This is a genomic window from Cupriavidus pauculus (genome assembly GCF_003854935.1).
Classification (GTDB): domain Bacteria; phylum Pseudomonadota; class Gammaproteobacteria; order Burkholderiales; family Burkholderiaceae; genus Cupriavidus; species Cupriavidus pauculus_C.
Genome location: NZ_CP033969.1, coordinates 1792712 through 1806559, shown reverse-complemented (window position 1 = coordinate 1806559; position 13848 = coordinate 1792712). Strand labels below are relative to the sequence as shown.

Below are 13848 nucleotides of genomic sequence, written 5' to 3'. Positions count from 1 at the left end.
GCTGTTCCTGCTGGCCTGCGCGATGGGTGGAAGCGGCGTCCATGCCGCCGTGATCGACGTGGCGCCCGGCGCGTCGATCCAGCAAGCCATCGACGCCGCGCGGGACGGCGACGAGATCCGCATCGCGCGGGGCCGCTATGCCGGCAACCTGCGCATCGACAGGCCGCTGACGCTGCGCGGCGTGGGGCGACCCACCATCAGCGGCGGCCTGCAGGGCAACACGATCACGGTGACCGCGCCCGACGTGACGCTCGACGGCCTGATCGTGCGCGATTCCGGCGCCAGCCTGAAGGGGCAGGACGCGGGCATCTACCTGCGCCCGGGCGCGCACCGGGCCACCGTCACCGGCTGCACGCTCGCCTACAACCTGTTCGGCCTGTGGATCGAGAAGGCCAACGACGTGCGCGTGACGCACAACGTCATCACCGGCAAGCGCGATTTCCAATCGTCGCAGCGCGGCAACGGCATCCAGCTCTACAACACCCGAGGCGCGCAGATCGTGGGCAACCAGATCAGTTTCGTGCGCGACGCGCTCTACATCGACGTCTCGCACCATGCCGTGTTCCGCGGCAACCGGCTCCACCACAGCCGCTACGGCAGCCACTACATGAACTCCTACTACAACCTCTGGGAAGACAACGACAGCTACCGCAACCGCGGCGGGCTGGCGCTGATGGAGGTGCGCGACCAGACCGTGCGCAACAACCGCACCTGGGGTAACACCGACCACGGCATCATGTTGCGCACCGTGCAGGACGCCCTGGTCGAGGGCAACGTGGTGGCCGGCAATGCGCGGGGCTTCTTCGTCTACGACGCCGAGTACGTGACGCTGCGTGGCAACCTCGTGACCGGGAACGCGGTGGGCGTGCACCTTTCGGCCGGCTCCACGCGCAACGTGGTGCAGCGCAACGACTTCATCGGCAACCGCGAATCGGTGCGCTACGTGGGGGCGCGCGACGAGCCGTGGGGCGCCCCCGCCGGCCAGCCCGGCGGCAACTACTGGAGCAACTACCTTGGCTGGGACCGCAATGGCGACGGCATCGGCGACATCCCGCATGCCGCCAACGACGTGGTCGATCGCCTGACATGGCGGCACCCTTCCGTGAAACTGCTGTTCGCCAGCCCGGCCGTGCAGGCGCTGCGCGTGGTGGCGCGGCAGTTTCCCGTCATGCGCGCGCCCAGTGTGGTGGATGCCGCGCCGCGCATGGCTCCCGCGCATCCTGACTGGAGACGATGGCGTGAAGGCACCTGACGTGACCGTCGTGCTGCAGGACGTGGCCCGGTACTACGGCCCGATCCGCGCCGTGGACGGCATCAGCCTGCAACTGCATGCGGGCGAGATGTTCGGCCTGATCGGCCACAACGGCGCCGGCAAGAGCACGCTGTTCAAGATGATGCTCGGGCTGGTGCCACCCTCGCGCGGGACGATCGAGGTCGGCGGCGCCGCCGTCGGCACCTCGGCTTTTCGCGCCGCGCGCCGCCGCATCGGTTACCTGCCGGAGAACCTGGCGCTCTACGACAACCTCAGCGGACTGGAAACCCTGCGCTTCTTCGCCCGCCTGAAAGGCTCCAGCCAGGACGACGGCTTCGCCCTGCTCGACCGCCTCGGCCTCGCCCACGCGGCGCGGCGTCCGGTGCGCGAGTACTCGAAGGGCATGCGCCAGCGGCTCGGCCTGGCCCAGGCGCTGCTTGGCAACCCGCGCGTGCTGTTTCTCGACGAGCCGGGCAACGGCCTTGACCCGGTGGCGCTGCACGATATGCACGCGCTGTTGCGCGAGCGGCAGCAGGCCGGCGTGACCATCGTCATCACCTCGCACATCCTCAGCGAGCTTCAGGAACGCGTGGACCGGCTGGCGCTGCTCCGCCATGGCAAGGTGCAGGCGCTCGGCACGGTGGCGGCGCTGCGCGGGCGGCACCAACTGCCGCTGCGGCTGCGCGTGCGCATCGTGCCGGGCACGCTGCGCCTGATCCAGCGGCGGCTCGAAGCACTTCCCGAGGTAGCGATGTACGGCGCCGGCCCGATGCTTTGCCTGGTCTGCCCGCCCGACACCTGCATGACGCTGGTGGGGCTGCTGGCCGACTGCCTTGATGACCTGCGCATCGATGAGCCCACGCTCGAAGATGTCTTCTTCGGCATGGAGGCCACCCATGGCATGGATTGAATGGCGCCAGATCGGCACGGTGGCGCACAAGGAGCTGCGCGACCGCCTGCGCAACCGCTGGGTGCTGGTCATCGCGGTGGGCTTCGCGGCGTTCTCGCTGGCCATTGGCTACTTCGGCGGGGCGCAGCAGGGCGAGGTCGGTCTGCGCTCGGCCGCGTTCGTGATCGCCAGCCTGGTCAGCCTGGCGATCTACCTGATTCCGATGATTGCCCTGCTGCTCGGTTTCGACGCCATCGTCGGCGAGCGCGAGCGCGGCTCGCTGGGGCTTCTGCTGTCGTACCCCCTGACGCGCGTGGAACTGCTGCTCGGCAAGTACCTGGGCCTGGCGGCCGCGCTGGGGCTGGCGACATTGGCGGGCTTCGCCACGGTCGGCGTGCCGCTGTTCCTGAAGTTCGGCGCCGCGATGCTCGGGCCATTCCTGCGCTTCTGTGGCAGCGCCGTGCTGCTGGGGATGACCTTCCTGAGCATCGCCGTGCTGCTCTCCGTACTCGCCCGCGACCGCGCGCAGGCGTCGGGACTTGCCATCGCCGTCTGGCTGTTCTTCGTGCTGGTCTACGACCTGCTGCTGGTGGGCGCGCTCGTGGCAACCGGGGGACAGGTCGGCGACACCGCGATCGCCACCGCGCTGCTGCTGAATCCCGCCGGCCTGTTCCGCATCCTCAACGTGTTCTCGCTGGCCGCCGTGCGCGAACTGTACGGCCTGGCCAGCATCGTCCCCACCGCACTCGCCAGCCCCGCCGCACTGGCCGCCGCCCTGCTGGCGTGGATCGCCGCGCCCTTGCTTCTCGCCATCTGGAGATTCCGGACATGACCCACCCGCACCCCACCCGCCGCATCCTGCTGGCCGCCATCAGCGCCCTGCCGCTGCAGAGCCTGCTCGCGGCATGCTCCCGCCCGGCCCCGGCCGCCCCGACCCCGGCCGATTTCGACCCCGCCACCGCCTGCGACCTCGACGGCATGCTGCTGGCCGACCATCCCGGCCCCAAGGCGCAAATCTACTTCGCCGGCCAGGCGGCTCCAGTCTGGTACTGCGACACCGTGGAACTGTTCAGCACCCTGCTGCGCCCGGAGCAGGTTCGCCCGGTCGCCGCCGTCTTCACGCAGGACATGGAACTGGCCGACTGGAATACCCCGCGCGGCCACTGGTTCGACGCCCGCACCGGCTTCTACGTCATCGGCAGCCGCCGCCACGGCGCCATGGGCCCGACCATCCCGGGCTTCCGCAACGAGTCAGCCGCCCAGGCGTTTGCCCACCAGCACGGCGGCAAGGTGCTGCCGTACGCCGGCATCACGGCCGATATGGTGGATCTGAGCGGGGGAGCGGGAGGTGACGGGCGGATGTAGGGCGAGCACACGGCCGCAGACATGAAGGCCGAGAAAATCGCATCGCAACGAAAAAAGGGGCTACGGCGAAAACCGTAGCCCCTTCTTCTTACTGCATGAGTTGGTGGGCCTCCCGTGAGTCGAACACGGCACCAACGGATTATGAGTCCGCTGCTCTAACCAGGCATGAGCTAGAGGCCCTTAGAAGGCGTGATGCTTAGCTGCCTTCCAGGAAGCTCTTCAGCTTGTCGGAGCGGCTCGGGTGGCGCAGCTTGCGCAGCGCCTTGGCCTCGATCTGACGGATACGCTCGCGCGTGACGTCGAACTGCTTGCCCACTTCCTCCAGCGTGTGGTCGGTGCTCATCTCGATGCCGAAACGCATGCGCAGCACCTTGGCTTCGCGCGGCGTCAGGCTGTCGAGCACGTCCTTGACCACGTCGCGCATGGAACCATGCAGCGCCGCCTCGGCCGGGGCCAGCGTGTTCGTGTCCTCGATGAAGTCGCCCAGATGCGAGTCGTCGTCGTCCCCGATCGGCGTTTCCATGGAGATCGGCTCCTTGGCGATCTTCATGATCTTGCGGATCTTGTCCTCCGGCATCTCCATCTTCTCGGCCAGCGTTGCCGGATCCGGCTCGTTGCCGGTTTCCTGCAGGATCTGGCGCGAGATCCGGTTCATCTTGTTGATCGTCTCGATCATGTGCACCGGAATACGGATGGTGCGGGCCTGATCGGCGATCGAGCGCGTGATGGCCTGGCGGATCCACCACGTGGCGTACGTCGAGAACTTGTAGCCGCGGCGGTATTCGAACTTGTCCACCGCCTTCATCAGGCCGATGTTGCCTTCCTGGATCAGGTCCAGGAACTGCAGGCCACGGTTCGTGTACTTCTTCGCGATCGAGATCACCAGGCGCAGGTTGGCCTCGGTCATTTCACGCTTGGCTTCGCGGGCGCGCTTCTCGCCTTCGGACATCTTGCGGTTGACGTCCTTCAGCTCCTTGAGCGGCAGCACCACGCGGGCCTGCAGGTCGATCAGCTTCTGCTGCAGCTCGTGCACGGCCGGCACGTTGCGCTCGACGATCGTGCTGTACGGTTTGTGGTCAGCCACGATGGTCTGGATCCAGTCCAGGTTCGTCTCGTTGCCCGGGAAGCGGGCCACGAAGTCGGCGCGCGGCATGCCGCACTTGTCGACCACGATGTTCAGGATGGCGCGCTCCAGCTTGCGGACTTCGTCCACCTGGCCACGCAGCGTGTCGCACAGGCGCTCGACGTTGCGGGCGGTGAAGCGGATGCCCATCAGTTCGGCCTGGATGGCTTCCTGCGCCTTCACATACGGCTTGGACTTGTAGCCTTCCTTCTCGAACGCGCGGCGCATCTTGTCGAACTGCTCGGCGATGATGCGGAATTTCTCCAGCGCGGCCACCTTCAGCTCTTCGAGCTGACGGGCCGACGCGCCGGCGCCGCCGCCGCTCTCGTCGTCCTCGTCCTCGTCGCCTTCCTCGTCGCCGTCCTCGTCCGATTCCTCGTCTTCCTCATCGGAAGCCGCGGCCTGGGCCGGCGAGTTGTCCTGCACTTCCTCGGCGTTCGGGTCGATCAGGCCGTCGACGAACTCGTCGATCTTGATCTCCTCGTTGGCCACGCGCTCGGCGCTGGCCAGGATCTCCGAGATCGTGACCGGGCAGGCCGAGATGGCCATGACCATGTCCTTCAGGCCGGCTTCGATCCGCTTGGCGATCTCGATCTCGCCCTCGCGCGTCAGCAGTTCCACCGTACCCATCTCGCGCATGTACATGCGCACGGGGTCCGTGGTGCGGCCGAACTCGGAATCCACGGTCGACAGCGCGGCCTCGGCTTCCTCCTCGGCCTCTTCCTCGCTGGTGGCGGACGGGGCGTTGTCGTTGAGCAGCAGCGTCTCGGCGTCCGGCGCCTGTTCGTAGACGGCGATGCCGATGTCGTTCAGCGTGGCGACCAGCGTGTCGATCGTTTCCGAATCGACCATGTCGTCCGGCAGGTGATCGTTGATTTCCGCGTAGGTCAGGTAGCCGCGCGACTTGCCCAGCTTGATCAGCGCCTTGAGCTTCTGGCGGCGGAGTTCGAGTTCTTCCTCGCTGCCGGCCTGGTTGGACGAGGCGAATTCCTTGAGCAGCGCCTTCTCCTTGGCCTTGCGGTCCTTGGCCTTCTGCTTCTCGGTCTTCGGGGCCGCCGCCGGGGTCGCGGGCGCGTCGTTTTCGTAAAACTCTTCGGTCACGTCTTCGATGGTGCTGTCTTCTTGCTGCATCTCGGCCTTGGGCTTGCGACCGCGCTTCTTCGGCTCAGGCTTGACGGCCGGAGCGGCGGTTCGCTCGGATGCAACGGATGCGGGAGTCGCGGCACGGGCCTTCGGCGCGGCGGCAGTAGCGCCTGCGCGGGCGCTGCTGCTGCGGGTGCCGGCCGTCGTTGCCGCACGCTTGCTCTCGACTTCGGTATTCTGCTGTTTCGCCACGGTGATACTCTTGCCTTTCACTGGTGCAGCGGCATTGCTGCCGCTTGTATTGGCGCTGCTGCCGCTCTCGCGTGCCGAAGTCGAGGGCCTGGTATTTTCGGATGTGCGATTCCTGGCGGAAGTGGTTCCGGCGGGCGCGGGAGCGCTTCGCACGGACTTTGCTGGCGCAGACCGGGCTGATGTCGTCCTGACTGACGCGGTCGAAGTCTTCGCCGCCGTTGTTTTCACGGACGCCTTGCCGCTCCCTGATTGGGGAGCTTTGGAGGGCGCCTTCTCGGCTGCCCTTTCGGTTGCTTTGGCCTTTGCCATTGGCACGCTCACTTTCGCCAGTACTGGAGAGAGATTTCGCAATCCAAACCGGGCATTGTAGCACGTCACCAATCCCCGGCTTCCTGTCAGGTGAGGTTTTCACCTGAAAAATCAAGGCTTAAGCGATAGACCCCGGATTCGTCCGTCAGTTGGGATCACTTGTGCAACGGCTCAAGCCGAAAACGTATCTGTTGTGCTTCTTGTGTGCTGATCCTGTGGCGCCTACGTCGGATCGTCCGACGTCACAGGGCGCCAGCCCATCTGCCGCCGACGCTGCACCTCCGGCATCAGCCAGCGGTATCGCGCCTTGTCGTCCTCGCTGGCGGTGCCAGCCGATATCGCCGCCAGCAGCGTTTCCAGCTCGCGCTGCAGCGGGTCTGCCAGCAGCTTGTGGATGGCCCCGTCGAATTCAAGTGTCGCCGACGCCTCTTCCATGTCTTCCCGCAGCACGGCGGCCCGGGCGTTGGCATAGACGTCGGCAAACGGCGTCTGCGCCAGTTGTTCGTTGAAGGCCGCGAAGTTCATCGTGCCCTGGATGCCGTCGCAGGCCGCCACCAGGTGCGCCAGCACCTCGGTTTCGGGCCGCTGGGGGTCCAGCAGCAGCGCGCGGGCATCGTCGTCCAGCCGGGCGGCCAGCGCCGGGTAGCTCATCAGTAGCTGGATCACCTGCTGCTCCAGCCCGGTCGGCGCCTGGCGCCGGGCGCGCGGGCGCGGCTGCGAGAACCGGCCGACGCGCGACGAATCGCTGCCCAGCCCGCATACCGCCTCAATTTCCGCCGGCGTCGTACCGGTAGCATCGGCAAGTTCGCGCACGATCTGTAGCCGCAGCCCGCCGGCCGGCATGGCCTGGAGCAGCGGCTTGGCCTCGAACTGGGCGCGGGCGCGGCCTTCCGGCTGGCGCAGGTCCTGTTCTTCGGTGACGATCTGGAGCAGGAAGCGCGACAGCGGCATCGCGTTCTGCACCTGGCGCGCGAAGGCATCGGTCCCTTCCTCGCGCACGTAGCTGTCCGGGTCGTGCTCGGCCGGCAGGAACAGGAAGCGGATGGTCTTGTTGTCGGCCACGTGGGGCAGGCAGGCTTCCAGCGCCCGCCGGGCGGCGCGCCGGCCCGCGGCGTCGCCGTCGAACGAGAACACCACGGCGTCGGTCTGGCGCAGCAGCTTCTGGACGTGCACCGCCGTGCAGGCCGTGCCCAGCGTGGCCACGGCGTTGGCAAAGCCAAGCTGGGCCAGCGCCACCACGTCCATATAGCCTTCCACCACCAGCACGTAGCCGTTCTCGCGGATGGCGTGGCGGGCCTCGAACAGCCCGTACAGCTCCGTGCCCTTGCTGAACAGCGGGGTTTCGGGGGAATTCAGGTACTTCGGCTCGCCCTGGCCCATGACCCGGCCGCCAAAGCCGATCACATTGCCCTTGGTGTTGCGGATCGGGAACATGATCCGGTCGCGGAACCGGTCGTAGCGGCGCGGCTTGCCGTCGGCGTCGCGCTTGTCCTGCGATTCAATCAGCAGCCCGTTCTCGATCAGCGGCCCGGCCACCGCGTCGTCGCGGTAGCTGCCGAACACGGCCTCCAGGCCCTGCCAGTCGTCCGGCGCGTAGCCGAGCCCGAAATGCGCGGCGATCTCGCCGGTCAGGCCGCGGCCCTTCAGGTACTGGATGGCCTGGGGCGCCCCGCGGAGCTGCTTCTTGTAGAAATCGGACGCCCGCGACATGGCGTCGCTCAGCGCCACGGACCGCGCCTGCTGCTCCGCGCGCTGGGCCGGCGGCAGGCTGTTGCGTTCCTCGGGCACGGACAGGCCCACCGACTGCGCCAGCTCGCGCACCGCATCGGGGTAGGACTGGCCGGAATACTCCATCAGGAAGCCGATGGCCGAGCCATGCGCGCCGCAGCCGAAGCAGTGGTAGAACTGCTTGGTCGGCGACACCGTGAACGACGGCGATTTCTCGTTATGGAACGGGCACAGGCCCATGAAATTGGCCCCGCCCTTCTTCAACTGCACGTACTTGCCCACCACGTCGACAATGTCCACGCGGTTGAGCAGGTCCTGAATGAAGGATTGCGGAATCACCCGACTGACCGTCCTGATGCCATGGCCTGCCGGACACGCCGGCGGCCGCTTTTCTGGAATGCGTGACCGGAACGTCGCCCGGCAGCTATCGAACCATTGTAGTGCAGCCGCAACGCCCTGCCGGCCTTTGCCGACATCGACCGCCAAGCCCCGTCAACCTGGCGGCAACTTCGTCTATCGCGACTGCTAATCGTGCTTATCTCTGATGCCGCCGTCAATTACTTCGGCGCCAGCGCGGCCTTTACCAGGCCGGACACGGCGGTCATGTCGGCGCGGCCCGCCAGGCGGGCCTTGACCAGGCCCATGACCTTGCCCATGTCCTGCGGACCGGTGGCGCCGGCCTCTTCGACGGCCTTCTGCACCTCGGCGGCCACCTCGGCCTCGGACAGCTGCGCCGGCATGTAGGCGGCCAGCACGTCCAGCTCAGCCTTCTCCTTGGCCACCAGGTCGTCACGGCCGGCCTGTTCGAACTGGGAGATCGAGTCCTTGCGCTGCTTGATCATCTTGTCGATGACGGCCGTGACGGCGGCATCGTCCAGTTCCACGCGCTCGTCCACCTCGCGCTGCTTGATGGCAGCCAGCAGCAGGCGGATCGTGCCGAGGCGCTCGGCTTCGCGGGCGCGCATGGCGGCCTTCATGTCGTCGTTGATGCGGGCTTTGAGGGACATGGCAATCTTCCAAAAATTGAGGCTACTGGGACCATAACGCAAAAACCCGCCGGAGCCATGGCCCGCAGCGGGTACGTGCAGAGGCGAAGCCGCGCTCTGGCCGAAAACGAGGAAAAGCGAACGTGCCGGCGCGCCGCCAGCCTTTTGCGAGAGCGCCGATTGTAGCGCATGGGCCATCGCACTGCATATGGATGGCACGCCACGCCGGCGGCTGTTCCGCCTAGGCCGCAGCGCCGCGTGCGGCCTCCGAGACGGCCTCGCCGGCCGCGACGGCCGACGCCCAGGCCCACTGGAAGTTGTACCCGCCCAGCCAGCCGGTCACGTCGACCACCTCGCCGATGAAATAGAGCCCGGGCACGTCGCGCGCCATCATCGTCGCCGACGACAGGCCGCGCGTATCCACCCCGCCCAGCGTGACCTCGGCCTTCTTGTAGCCCTCGGTCCCGGACGGCACCAGCCGCCACCGGTTCAGCGCCTCCCCAAGCTGCCGCAGTGCCTTGTCCGGCATGTCGGCCACTGGCTGGCCGCCGGACAGGCCGGCCGCCGCGCACCAGGCATCAGCCAGCCGCGACGGCAGGCGCTCGCCCAGCAGGTTGTTCAGGTGCTTGCGCGTACCCTTCTTGTGACCGATCAGCCACGCGGCGGCATCCTCGCCGTCGAACAGGTCGATCTCGATCGGCGTGCCGGGATGCCAGTAGCTCGAAATCTGCAGCACGGCCGGGCCCGACAGGCCGCGGTGCGTCCAGAGCAGGTCTTCCTTGAAGGCGCCGGCCGTCTTGCCGCTGCCCGTGGCGATATCGACCTCCATCGACACCCCCGCCAGCGGCACGAACGGCTGCCACGCCTGGCCGTCGAACGTCAGCGGCACCAGCGCCGGGCGCGTTTCCACGACCTTGAGTCCGAACTGGCGCGCGATGCGGTAGCCGAAATCGGTGGCGCCGATCTTCGGGATCGACAGGCCGCCCGTTGCCACCACCACCGCCCCGGCGCGCACCGTGCCCTGCGTGGTCAACAGCAGGTAGTCGTCGCCTTCCTTGCGGATCTCGTCGATAGTGCAACCGGTGCGCCAGTGCACGCCTCCGGCGTCACACTCGGCCCGCAGCAGCGCGATGATGTCCTCGGCGCTGTCGTTGCAGAAGAGCTGGCCGCGATGTTTCTCATGCCAGCCCACGTCGTAGCGGCGCAGCAGGCCCAGGAAGTCTTGCGGCGTATAGCGCGCCAGCGCCGAGCGGCAGTAGTGCGGGTTCGACGACAGGTAGTTGGCCGGCCCGGCCTGCAGGTTCGTGAAATTGCAGCGGCCGCCGCCCGAGATGCGGATCTTCTCGGCCAGCCGCGTGGCATGGTCGATCAGCGCCACGCGCGCGCCGCGCTGACCCGCCACGGCGGCGCACATCATGCCTGCCGCGCCCGCGCCCAGCACCGCCACGTCGAACCGGTCGTTCCTGCCTTGTGTCATGTCGCCCCTTCAAGAAGCCGCGATTGTAGCGAAAGGCGGGCGCCCGAGCGCGCGCTGCGCGGGTGTGCTACCCTGCTGGCCTTCCGTTTTTGCCGGCACGATCGCTGCAGTTGCAGCCCGAACCCAGCCGGCCGCACCACACAGCCATGCTTGTCCTCGGTATCGAATCCTCCTGCGACGAAACCGGGCTGGCCCTCTATGACACCGGGGCCGGCCTGCTAGCGCATGCGCTGCATTCGCAGATCGCCATGCACCGCGAATATGGCGGCGTGGTGCCGGAACTGGCGTCGCGTGACCATATCCGCCGCGTGCTGCCGCTGCTGCGGCAGGTGCTGGCCGACGCCGGGCGCCAGCGCCAGGACATCGACGCCATCGCCTATACGCAGGGCCCAGGGCTGGCCGGCGCGCTGCTGGTGGGGGCGTCGGTCGCCAACGCGCTGGGCTTTGCGCTGGACGTGCCGATGGTCGGCGTGCACCACCTGGAAGGCCACCTGCTGTCCCCGCTGCTGACCCCCGCCCCGCCGCCCTTCCCGTTCGTGGCGCTGCTGGTGTCGGGCGGCCACACGCAGCTCATGGAGGTCAAGGGCGTGGGCGACTACACGCTGCTTGGCGAAACGCTCGATGACGCAGCCGGCGAGGCATTCGACAAGACCGCCAAGCTGCTCGGGCTCGGCTATCCGGGCGGGCCCGAAGTGTCGCGGCTGGCCGAATTCGGCAACCCGGGCGCGTTCGAACTGCCCCGGCCGATGCTCCATTCGGGCAATCTCGATTTCTCGTTCGCAGGGCTCAAGACGGCCGTGCTGACGCAAACCCGCAAGCTCGGCAACGCCTGCGAGCAGGACCGGGCCAACCTGGCGCGGTCGTTCGTCGATGCCATCGTCGACGTGCTGGCCGCCAAGTCGTTCAACGCGCTCAAGCAGACCGGCCACAAGCGGCTGGTGGTAGCCGGCGGGGTGGGCGCCAACCGCCAGTTGCGCGAGCGGCTCAACGAGATGGGCCGGCGCCGCAAGGTGGAAGTCTTCTATCCCGACCTGGCCTTCTGCACCGACAACGGCGCCATGATCGCCTTTGCCGGCGCCATGCGGCTGCAGGCCGCGCCGCAACTGGCGCGCCACGGCTACGACTATGGCGTGACGCCGCGCTGGGACCTGTCCGATATCCGCCTGCCCGACGGCGCGGGCGTCCAGGCGTCGTAGGAAACCTCTAATCGGGGCGGCATCCCGACACAAGGCGGTCACAAGGCCGCCGAACAATTTGCGTTCTCCACATCACATAACGATAGAGGGACGCCAGATGGATCGCCGCCAGTTTCTGAAATGGGGAAGTTTCGTCACCGTGACGGTGGCCACCACGGGCCTGGCCGGCTGCGGTGGCGATGACCCCACCACGCCGCCCACCACCCCGGCCACCCCGCCCGCCACCGACCCCGGCAACACCTTCACGTTCCAGCAGGGCGTAGCGTCCGGCGACCCCCGGCCCGACAGCGTCATGCTCTGGACGCGCGTCACGGGCGGCAACGGCAGCCAGCCCGTCAACGTGCAGCTGCAGGTCTCCACGCAGGCCGACTTCGGCACGATGGTCGTCAACAGCACGCTGTCGGCGCTGCCGGACTGGGACTATACGATCCGCAACAAGGTGACCGGCCTTGCCGCCGGCACCACCTACTACTACCGCTTCGTCGCGGGCAGCCAGACCAGCCCGGCTGGCCGCACCCGCACCGCGCCGGCGGCCGGCACGCCGTTGTCGCAGCTCAGGTTCGCGTTCATCACATGCCAGGACTGGAGCGTGAACCACTGGGCCGGCATGGAGGAACTGCTCGGCCAGGAGCTCGACTTCGTGGTCCACATGGGCGACTACATCTACGAGACAGTCGGCGCGGCGTTCCAGACCGGCAAGGTCGAGGGCCGCCACGCCAGGCTGACGCTGCCGAACGGCACGGCGTCGGCCGACGGCACCTACGCGACGACCATCGACGACTACCGCTACCTGTACAAGGCATACCGCAGCGACCCACGGCTGCAGGCGCTGCACGCGCGCTTTCCGGTCATCGGTATCTGGGACGACCACGAGTTTTCCGACGACTGCTGGCAGGACCACCAGACCTACACGGCCAGCGACGACCTGGACCCGCGCACCGCGCGCCGCCGCGCCGCCAGCCAGGCGTGGTTCGAATTCATGCCGGCCGACGTGAGCTTCGACCGGGCCGACCCATCGTTCCGCAACATCCAGATCTACCGCGCGTTCACGTTCGGCAACCTGGCCACGCTGGTGATGACCGACGAGCGGCTGTACCGCGCGGACCACGTGATCCCCGAGCAGGCCGCCGGCAGCAGCATCGGCAGCCGCTACTTCGTGCCCAAGGCCACGCTGGCCGGGCTGGAGGCCAGCAAGGTGACGGCGGCGGGCGGCGCCCTGACGCCGGTGTCGATCCTTGGCGACACGCAGCGCGCCTGGTGGCAGCAGCAGATGGCCGGCGCGGCCACGACGTGGAAACTGTGGGGCAACGAAGTGTCGCTGCTGCGCATGCAGATCGATGGCACGCAGGCCATCGCCGCGCTGCTGGCCGCCGGCCTGGTCAAGGCGAACGGCGCGCTGGCGCCGCTGCAGCCGGCCATGACGGCGGCGCTGGTGACCGACCTGACCACGGCCAAGGGCGACGGCACCTACCCGACGCCGGCCTATGCCGCGCTCAAGGCGCTGCTGCAGGCCAACGCCGGCATTCCGGGCGCCACCTTCGACGCGGCCATCCAGCCGGTGCTCAACGCGGCGCTGCCTTCCGTGGCGCTGCTGGACAAGTACATTCTCAATGCCGACCAGTGGGACGGCTACAACGCCGAACGCAAGGCGCTGATGGCATTCCTGAAGAGCCAGAACATTGCCAACGTGGTGGCGCTGACCGGCGACATCCACGCGTTCTTCGCCGGCCCGGTCATGGACGACTACGACGCGGCCACGCCCGTGCCGGTGATGGTGGACCTGGTCACGGCCGGCCTGTCGAGCAATTCGTTCCAGAGCTATTTCAGGAGCGTGGTGGACAGCGACCCGGCCTTCCAGGCCGCCGCGCCGCTGATCTACACGACCGACGGCGCCGGCACGGTCACCAACACGTTCAACACCACGCTGACGACGTTCAACCCGTGGCTCAAGTACGTGAACACGGACGCCCAGGGCTACGCGGTGGTCACGCTGACCGCCACCAAGCTGAGCTGCAGCTTCCACAAGCTCAAGCCGCTGGTCGACGGCGCCGCCCCCGCGCAGCCGGCGACGGAAAGCGTGAAGGTGGTGGAAGTGGCTGCCGGGGTGCCGGCGGTGACGGTGGTCTGAGGAAGCTGTCGGACTGTGGATGGGCGCCCCTCTCCCGCACCGCGAGACAGGGGCGCCGAC

General features: G+C 67.8%; 11 protein-coding genes and 1 tRNA gene. 7 read left to right on the top strand and 5 right to left on the bottom strand.

Annotated features, from left to right (window positions below; translation table 11 throughout):
* Positions 1-22: 22 nt before the first annotated feature.
* The 4 genes from EHF44_RS10005 to EHF44_RS09990 are packed head-to-tail and all read left to right on the top strand — an operon-like array spanning position 23 to position 3506.
* Positions 23-1252, top strand: a complete 1230-nt coding sequence (locus tag EHF44_RS10005) for a nitrous oxide reductase family maturation protein NosD (protein ID WP_409558977.1) — start codon at positions 23-25, stop codon at positions 1250-1252.
* Positions 1239-2162 carry an ABC transporter ATP-binding protein gene (locus EHF44_RS10000; RefSeq protein WP_253700019.1) on the top strand — a complete coding sequence of 308 codons (924 nt, stop codon included), beginning with the start codon at positions 1239-1241 and terminating at the stop codon, positions 2160-2162. Before EHF44_RS10005 ends, EHF44_RS10000 begins: the two co-directional genes overlap by 14 nt.
* Entirely contained in the window at positions 2149-2973 is an 825-nt protein-coding gene (locus EHF44_RS09995) for an ABC transporter permease (protein ID WP_172966034.1), read from the top strand. Before EHF44_RS10000 ends, EHF44_RS09995 begins: the two co-directional genes overlap by 14 nt.
* Positions 2970-3506, top strand: a complete 537-nt coding sequence (locus EHF44_RS09990) for a nitrous oxide reductase accessory protein NosL (protein ID WP_124683604.1) — start codon at positions 2970-2972, stop codon at positions 3504-3506. Before EHF44_RS09995 ends, EHF44_RS09990 begins: the two co-directional genes overlap by 4 nt.
* A 101-nt stretch (positions 3507-3607) precedes the next feature.
* Here the strand turns inward: EHF44_RS09990 and EHF44_RS09985 are convergent.
* Positions 3608-3686 (bottom strand) — tRNA-Ile (locus EHF44_RS09985).
* Positions 3687-3702: 16 nt separating this feature from the next.
* On the bottom strand, positions 3703-5985 hold the full coding sequence (rpoD, locus tag EHF44_RS09980) for an RNA polymerase sigma factor RpoD (protein ID WP_172966033.1): 2283 nt from the start codon (positions 5983-5985) through the stop codon (positions 3703-3705).
* Here rpoD and EHF44_RS29005 point away from each other — a divergent pair.
* The gene (locus EHF44_RS29005) at positions 5975-6334 is read left to right on the top strand and encodes a hypothetical protein (protein ID WP_409558964.1); all 360 of its coding nucleotides are present in this window, start codon (positions 5975-5977) and stop codon (positions 6332-6334) included. The two genes, rpoD and EHF44_RS29005, sit on opposite strands and share 11 nt — an antisense overlap.
* A gap of 161 nt (positions 6335-6495) precedes the next feature.
* Here EHF44_RS29005 and dnaG read toward each other — a convergent pair whose 3' ends face one another.
* The 3 genes from dnaG to EHF44_RS09965 form a co-directional block, all read right to left on the bottom strand.
* Positions 6496-8340, bottom strand: coding sequence for a DNA primase (gene dnaG / locus EHF44_RS09975; protein ID WP_124683602.1), 1845 nt, complete (start codon positions 8338-8340; stop codon positions 6496-6498).
* A 218-nt stretch (positions 8341-8558) separates the two neighbouring features.
* Positions 8559-9008, bottom strand: coding sequence for a GatB/YqeY domain-containing protein (locus tag EHF44_RS09970; protein WP_124683601.1), 450 nt, complete (start codon positions 9006-9008; stop codon positions 8559-8561).
* A gap of 220 nt (positions 9009-9228) precedes the next feature.
* A complete protein-coding gene (locus tag EHF44_RS09965; protein WP_124683600.1) occupies positions 9229-10464 on the bottom strand; it encodes an NAD(P)/FAD-dependent oxidoreductase in 1236 nt (411 codons plus the stop codon).
* A gap of 146 nt (positions 10465-10610) precedes the next feature.
* Between EHF44_RS09965 and tsaD the strand changes: the two genes are divergently transcribed.
* Positions 10611-11660 (top strand): tRNA (adenosine(37)-N6)-threonylcarbamoyltransferase complex transferase subunit TsaD, encoded by a 1050-nt coding sequence (tsaD, locus tag EHF44_RS09960; protein WP_124683599.1) that lies wholly within the window; start codon positions 10611-10613, stop codon positions 11658-11660.
* Between the two features lie 97 nt (positions 11661-11757).
* Positions 11758-13788: an alkaline phosphatase D family protein gene (locus tag EHF44_RS09955; protein WP_124683598.1), complete on the top strand. Its 2031-nt coding sequence runs from the start codon at positions 11758-11760 to the stop codon at positions 13786-13788.
* Positions 13789-13848: the final 60 nt, after the last annotated feature.